This window comes from Candidatus Angelobacter sp., assembly GCA_035607015.1.
Taxonomy (GTDB): Bacteria; Verrucomicrobiota; Verrucomicrobiia; order Limisphaerales; family AV2; genus AV2.
The window spans coordinates 1-4350 of the sequence record DATNDF010000064.1; the positions used below are offsets into that span (position 1 = coordinate 1).

The 4350-nt window shown below is 59.6% G+C and carries 6 protein-coding genes; 1 reads left to right on the plus strand and 5 read right to left on the minus strand.

The genetic code is table 11. From position 1 onward, the window contains the following. The 4 genes from VN887_02585 to VN887_02600 all read right to left on the minus strand — a co-directional run. Window positions 1–777, minus strand: a 777-nt coding sequence (locus tag VN887_02585; protein ID HXT38887.1) for an FG-GAP-like repeat-containing protein, incomplete at its 3' end; no start/stop codon positions are given. A 242-nt stretch (window positions 778–1019) separates the two neighbouring features. Next, the gene (infA, locus tag VN887_02590; protein HXT38888.1) at window positions 1020–1235 is read right to left on the minus strand and encodes a translation initiation factor IF-1; all 216 of its coding nucleotides are present in this window, start codon (window positions 1233–1235) and stop codon (window positions 1020–1022) included. A 127-nt stretch (window positions 1236–1362) separates the two neighbouring features. Further along, window positions 1363–1683, minus strand: a complete 321-nt coding sequence (locus tag VN887_02595; protein HXT38889.1) for an RNA-binding protein — start codon at window positions 1681–1683, stop codon at window positions 1363–1365. 195 nt (window positions 1684–1878) lie between these two features. After that, window positions 1879–2769: a LysR substrate-binding domain-containing protein gene (locus tag VN887_02600; GenBank protein HXT38890.1), complete on the minus strand. Its 891-nt coding sequence runs from the start codon at window positions 2767–2769 to the stop codon at window positions 1879–1881. Between the two features lie 198 nt (window positions 2770–2967). Here VN887_02600 and VN887_02605 point away from each other — a divergent pair, with 198 nt between their 5' ends. Beyond that, the gene (locus VN887_02605) at window positions 2968–3615 is read left to right on the plus strand and encodes a hypothetical protein (protein HXT38891.1); all 648 of its coding nucleotides are present in this window, start codon (window positions 2968–2970) and stop codon (window positions 3613–3615) included. Between the two features lie 241 nt (window positions 3616–3856). On the opposite strand, the gene VN887_02610 is transcribed toward VN887_02605, so the two are convergent. Further along, a partial coding sequence (locus VN887_02610) for an ATP-binding cassette domain-containing protein (GenBank protein ID HXT38892.1) occupies window positions 3857–4350 on the minus strand: 494 nt, incomplete at its 5' end.

Genomic DNA, 4350 nt, shown 5'->3' on the forward strand with positions numbered 1-4350 from the left:
CACGAAATCCGTGTCGCCGTCACCGTCAAAATCGCCCGGCTCGACATCCGCCACGCGGCTGACGTGATCCAGGATGGTCGTCGCGGTAAACTGCATCGCGCCGTTGTTGGACAACAGCACCACGCTCCCGACGAAATCGTCGATGGGACTCAGGGTTCCAAGACAGGCGACGACAATGTCCGCGTTGCCGTTGCGTTCGCCGGACAATACCTGTGTGTGAGCGGGGTTACGGACCGTTGCGAGCTTCTCTTCTTTCCAGATGCCGTTCTGATCGTGAATCCAATTGACCGCCGACTTCTCACTGTCGCTCACCAGCACGTCGGGATTGCCGTCCTTGTCGAGATCGGCAATCTGAACGTGTCCGATGAAAGGAGGATGGCGCCGATCGGCGCCCGCCGGATCGCCCAAGACGCTCTTCTGGAATTGCAGCGGCGATTCGCGTGGATCCGGGTCTTCGCCCAGCGTCGGCTGGATTTCCGGGCTGAAGGTGAAATAGTAATGGAGCACGTCCTGAAACTCGTCATCGGTGAGCCTCGTTACATGGCGTATTTCCATGATTTGCGCCATGCGGGACATCACTTCACGCCAGCTCTGTCGCGGAAGGTTTGATGGATCCGGAACGAGGTGACAGACGCCGCAATTTGCCGCCAACGGAATCGCTGCAGCCCAGGCTTCCCGGCTCAACGCAGCCCGACCGTTGAGAAATCTGGATTTTTTTTGCGTCCTTGCGTCGGTCGCGGAGTGGCACGAGGCGCAGGCCGACCGGCGACCGCTCATCAAGCCGTTAGCCGCCCGGAGATATGATTCGGTGAAAGCTGAACGGGACTGTTCCCGGGGGCTTGGTCCCGGGATCCGTGGAGAGATGAACCGGAGCAGCAATTCCGCTCCACCGACGAGCAGCAGTCCGACGACGACGAAAACTGCGGCGCGTTTCAAACTGCGAGCGTTCACGGGCGCCCGTTATATGCGATGGCGAAACCCGCGTCGATGCCCGCTTGTCGGCCCGCCCTTCGGGAGTTCTACTTCAGCCGCCAGGTGATGCGCGCCTTCTCCAGGTCGTAGGGCGACATCTCCATTTTCACGCGGTCACCGACGGTGAGACGCACCCAGCGTTTGCGCATCTTGCCGCAGATGGTGGCCAGCACGAGATGTTTGTTGTCGAGTTCCACCCGGAACATGGTGCCGGGCAGCACGGTCATCACGCGGCCTTCGACTTCAATATGTTCTTCTTTCATGGGCTGATTGCACGAGACCCGTCTGTTTTGCGGCGTGAGATCCTGCCGACCGGCAAAACGAGACGCCGCGAGATGGAAAGGCGGGGCCCGGTTCAAGCCGGAACCCCGCCACGAAATCCGAAATGACCTAGTAGCGACTGCGACCGCCACCGCCATAACCACCGCCGCCCGATTCACGACGACCGCCACCCGGACGCTCTTCGCGCGGTTTGGCGACATTGACCGTAAGGGCGCGTCCGTCCATGTCCTTGCCATTCAAACCCTCGATGGCCCTCTGGGCCTCCTCGGGTGAACTCATGGTTACGAAGCCAAAGCCCCGCGGGCGGTTGGTCATGCGATCCATCATCAGGTTCGCTTCAGTGACCGTGCCAAACGCGGCAAACGCGTCCTGAAGGTCGTTTTCGGTGGTATTGAAGGAAAGGTTTCCGACAAATAATTTACTGCTCATAGGATGTTCTTGCTGTCCGACTAACCGGCACTTTCCACAGACTGTTCCCGAACGTCGGGTCTAAAATCGTCACTGAACAAGGTTCACTTGAAGATTCACCATGCCTTGGAAGAGACAAGCTATCTAACAGACCGGTCCAGCGTGACCGTTTTTGGCGGAATGGCAATAACTATCGTCAACTATCTTTCCGGCGCATCACGCGGACAAGCCCGCCTTCTTCGCGCATTGCAGGAATCGTTCGGCGGCGGTGGAGAGTCCGTTTTTTAACCACGCGGCGCCAATGATCAATGGCTCGGGCGCCGGGGAAAGAGGAATGAGTTTCAGGCGCGGCCCAGCGGTGCAGGTCAGGGATTGCGGCGCCACTGCGACGCCGGCTCCGGACTCGACCGCGGCGATCAAACTGCTCACGCTGTCGTGTTCCTCGGCGATGCGCGGCTTGCCTTTGATGCCGGCGAACATGGCGTCCAGCATTTGGTGGGCTTCGGGATAATCTTTGCGGCTGTAGGTAATGATCGGTTCGCGCGCGGCCTCCGCCAGCGTCACCGTGCGACGGTTGGCGAGCGGATGCTTCGGCGCCACCGCCAGGCAGATGGAGTCGCGCGCCAGTTCCTCGAACCGCAGCCCGCGCAACATGGCCGGAGTCAGTCGCACGACAAAAGCAATTTGCAGCGTTCCCTCGCGCAGCCCGGCAAGCATTTCTTCGGTGGACAAGTCATGCAACCGCACGCGGACATTGGGCAGCTCTGTTTGAAAGCCGCGCAATGCAGCCGGCAGAATCCGCGCAGTGGGCGACGGCGCGTAACCAACGTGCAATTCGCCGCCACTCGTGGCAATGGCCCGAGCCGCTCTCACGGCGCCCTCGGCGCGTTGCAACACCGCGCGGGCCTCGGTCAGAAAGGCTCGCCCGGCTTCGGTCAGCCGCACCGACTTCGCGCTGCGTTTCAAAAGCAGGAAGCCGAGTTCATCCTCCAGATCGCGAATTTGCCGGCTCAACGCCGGCTGGGAAACGTGCAGCTTCAGCGCCGCGCGCGAAACGTTTTCCGTTTCAGCAGCGGCGATGAAATAGCGAAGATGGCGCAGTTCCATGCGCTCGTGAGCATAATCAAGACATGGCGGACTCGCGAAATAAATTTGGCATTTGAAACGCCGCTCACTGCGCGCAAGGTGTGAACAACCGTTGAATAACGTGCCAATAAAATGGAATATGTTTTCCTCGTGAAGGCTTCGGCGCACAATCAAAACTGCCGATCACAAATTGTCTGAAAGGCATATCTGTGAATGGCTATGGAAGAACGAATACTTTGCTTTAAGCGGAAACTTCTTGAGGACCTGGGCGTGTTTCAGGGGCTCAGCCTGGAAGTCGAGAAATACCTCCCGGTTGTCACGGCGGCGTCCAGTCTGACGTATCTGAACCGCAGCGACGCCGAGCAGGACAAGCGTTACAAGCAGCTCATCCCTTACATTCTGCTGATCTCCGATGGCAGAATTCTGCGATATCGGCGGGGAAAAGGCGGGCAGGAAACGCGGTTGCATGGGTTGTATTCTGTCGGGATCGGCGGGCATATCTCGGAAGAGGATCACGGACTTTTCTCCAGCGGCCGCGGTGGATATCAGGACGGCATGCGGCGCGAACTCATGGAGGAAGTGGCCCTCGACCAAGTCAAAGAAGCGGCCGTTGCCGTGATCAACGATGACAGCACCGAAGTCGGGCAGGTGCATTTTGGAGTCGTGCATGTTATGCAGGTGACCAGCGAGAACGTCGCCGGACGACGCAGCGGTATCGTGGCTCCCGAGTTTATTCCGATTGCGGACGCCATGAGAGATGTGGCGGGTTACGAATCGTGGTCTCGTTTTTGCCTGGAAAATATGGCCTTGCTGCTGTCCCGGGCGGCGGCTTCCGGCGTGATGGTATCCGAACGGGTGTTAAGCTGAGAGTGGACCGTTTGCGGAAATCGACATCCAGATCGGTGAAAGGCACTCCGCGCTATGCCGCTCGAAAAGCTGAATTGAACCGCAGAGACGCGGAGAAACAAAGGACCAGTCCTCTGCCCGCCGACCGGTCGAAAGCAGATGTGCACGGAGTGTCGCGACCCACGACGATATCAGAATCTACAGCGCATCTTCCCTTCCCATTCGCTGCGGTTGCGGTGCCTGCGAGGGACGCATCACCCCGTCAACGCCAGAGTTCTTCGCCCTGGCGGCCATGCGATTCCATCTGGCGAATGACCATCTCGTAATACCCGCCACGGGCCTCCATGAGTTGCTCGTGGTTTCCACGCTCGATAACGCGTCCCTCTTCCATCAACAGAATCAAGTCAGCCCGGCGCACGGTGGAGAGCCGGTGCGCGATGACAAAAGTCGTCCGTCCGGCCAGCAGCGTGGCCATCGACGCCTGGATGAGCTGTTCGCTCTCGGTGTCGAGGTTGCTGGTGGCCTCGTCGAGAATGAGGATTTGCGGCGATGCCAGGATCGCCCTGGCAATGGCCAGCCGCTGTTGCTGGCCGCCCGAGAGCTTGACGCCGCGCTCGCCAATGAACGTCCCGTACTGTCCGGGGAGTTTGACGATGAACTCGTGCGCATTGGCGCGATGGGCAGCGTCTTCGACCTCGTCGTCGGTGGCATTGTGACGGCCGTAGGCGATGTTGTCCCGCACGGAGCCATCGAACA

Excerpts from the sequence above, each read along its gene's own strand:
- VN887_02595 (HXT38889.1), bottom strand. The coding sequence starts at position 1,683 with ATGAGCAGTAAATTATTTGTCGGAAACCTTTCCTTCAATACCACCGAA.
- VN887_02605 (HXT38891.1), top strand. The coding sequence starts at position 2,968 with ATGGAAGAACGAATACTTTGCTTTAAGCGGAAACTTCTTGAGGACCTG.
- VN887_02600 (HXT38890.1), bottom strand. The coding sequence starts at position 2,769 with ATGGAACTGCGCCATCTTCGCTATTTCATCGCCGCTGCTGAAACGGAA.
- infA (HXT38888.1), bottom strand. The coding sequence starts at position 1,235 with ATGAAAGAAGAACATATTGAAGTCGAAGGCCGCGTGATGACCGTGCTG.